Consider the following 2,523-nt stretch of genomic DNA (forward strand, 5'->3'; position numbering starts at 1 on the left):
CTCCCTAGGCAAATTGCCAAATGGCGGGGTTACCCGCGTTGATGCGTTATCGGTCGGACCTTGCTACGTCCTTGTGTCCACACTCAGACGCCTTGTGCCCGCCGGGGTTTCACCCGGCGGGCGATTTTCACGCTTGTTGCACGATTGGCGCTCACTGGTTCACCGGCGGCGGCGCGAGCACTTCCCGCGAGCCGTTGCCGCCCATCGACGACACCACCCCGGCGCCCTCCATCGCCTCCACCAGGCGCGCGGCGCGGTTGTAGCCGATCTTGAAGCGCCGCTGGACCGCGGAGATCGAGGCCTTGCGGGTTTCAGTCACGAACTGCACGGCCTCGTCGTAGAGCGCGTCCTGCTCGGCATCGTCACCATCGACTCCTTCGGCTTCGAGCCCGGCGAGCGCATCCGCCGAGACGCCACCAGAGAGGATCTCGTCGATGTACTCGGGCTCGCCCCGGCGCTTCCAGTCGTCCACCACCCGGTGCACCTCGTCGTCATCCACGAAGGCGCCGTGGACGCGATTGGGCGGCCCTGAGCCCGCCGGCAGGTAGAGCATGTCGCCGTGGCCCAGCAGGCTCTCGGCGCCGCCCTGGTCGAGAATCGTGCGCGAATCGATGCGCGAGGAGACCTGGAACGCCATGCGCGAGGGGATGTTGGCCTTGATCAGCCCTGTCACCACATCCACCGACGGGCGCTGGGTGGCGAGAATCAGATGGATGCCTGCCGCACGCGCCTTCTGGGCCAGCCGCGCGATCAGCTCTTCCACCTTCTTGCCGACGATCATGAACATGTCGGCGAACTCGTCGATCACCACCACGATATAGGGCAGCTTCTCGAGGACCGGCGGAGTCTGGTGCATTTCCCAGGGCTGCGGTTCCCACAGCGGGTCCGCCACCTGGGCGCCGGCGCGCTCGGCTTCGTCCAGCCGCGCGTTGAAGCCGGCGATGTTGCGCACGCCCATCGCCGCCATCAGCTTGTAGCGCCGCTCCATCTCGGCCACGCACCAGCGCAGGCTGTTGGCGGCTTCCTTCATGTCGGTGACCACCGGGGCGAGCAGATGCGGAATGCCATCGTAGACCGAAAGCTCGAGCATCTTCGGGTCGACCATGATCAGCTTGAGCTCGTCGGGCTTGGCCTTGAGCAGCATCGAGATGAGCATGGCGTTGACGCCGACGGACTTGCCCGAGCCGGTAGTACCGGCCACCAGCAGATGGGGCATCTTGCCCAGGTTCGCGACCACCGGGCCGCCGCCGATGTCCTGGCCGAGCGCCATGGTCAAAGGCGAGCTCTCCTGCTGGTAGCGGTCGGAGTCGATCACCTCGCGCAGGCGGATCATCGCCCGGTGCGGGTTGGGAATCTCGATGCCCACCGTGGGCCGGCCGGGAATCACCTCGACCACGCGCACGCTCTTGACCATCAGCGAGCGCGCCAGGTCCTTGGCGAGGTTGCTGATCTTCGAGACCTTCACGCCGGCGGCGGGCTTGATCTCGAAGCGGGTGATGACCGGGCCCGGCCAGGTATCGACGACTTCGGCCTTGACGCCGTACTCGCGCAGGCGCACCTCGAGCAGTTCGGCCATGTCGGCGAGCTGCTCTTCGGTGTAGTTCGGCTGATGCGGCTCCGGCGGGGTCAGAAGCTGCAGGCTCGGCACCTCGCCCTCGGGCTCCTCGAGGGGCTCGAAAGCCGGGCGCTGGCTCTGCAGGTGCTCGACGGTCCAGAGCGTCGGGCCGTTGTCCGGCTCCGGCTCGACGGGCTCCGAGGCGAAGGTGGGTTCCTGGCGCGCGACGCGCGGCTCCGGCGCGAGCTCCGGCTCGTCGTCCTCGTCCCATACCGGCTCCGGCACCACTTCCGGCACGCGCCGGGGCGGGGGCTCGACATCGGCGCGGTCGGCCGCGAGCGGTACGCCGAACGCGGGCGATGCGGGCGCTTCTTCGCGCGGTGCCTCTGGCGGCTCGCTGGCGTCTAGGGCGTCGGCTGCGGCATCGCTGTCATCGTCGATACCGTCGTTGTCGATATAGAAGCGCGCAGCGCTCACCGGTGCCTCGTCGCGCTTGTCGGCGCGCAGTGCCCAGGGCTGCGTGACCGGCGCGTCGTCCACCGGCGCGTCATCACGCTCACCGGCGGACCAGGGCGGCATCGCCGATGACTTTTCCTCGAGCGCCTGGGGCGGCTCGCTCGGCGCAGCGATCGGGTCGACGGCCGCCACGGGGGCGGGCTCGACGGCAGGTGGCTCGTCGCGAGCGGAGATCGCGAAGGCCTCGGCGCGCGGCTCGATGGCCGGCGCTTCGGGCTCACGCTCGAGAGGCGTCTCGGGTTGGATGGGTGTCTCGGGCTCGACGGGTTCGATGGGCGCCTCGGGCTCGATGGGCGCCTCGGGCTCGGCCGCTCGCTCGATGGTGGGCGCGGGCGTTTCGGGCTCGAGCGCCTCTGCGCGCTCGGGGGCCTCGGACGCTGCCGCGTCGTCGACCGACAGCGAAGGCTCGGCCTTGACCCGCTCGGCCTTGGCAGGCGCCACCGGCGCTGGTG

At 69.4% G+C, this 2,523-nt stretch carries 1 protein-coding gene; it reads right to left on the reverse strand.

What is annotated here, in order from left to right; genetic code table 11:
- Positions 1-151: 151 nt before the first annotated feature.
- The coding region (locus tag BIS11_RS14990) for a DNA translocase FtsK (RefSeq protein WP_253586425.1) at positions 152-2,523 on the reverse strand (2,372 nt) is incomplete at its 5' end.

It is taken from the genome of Halomonas sp. 707D4 (genome assembly GCF_024158685.1).
GTDB lineage: Bacteria > Pseudomonadota > Gammaproteobacteria > Pseudomonadales > Halomonadaceae > Vreelandella.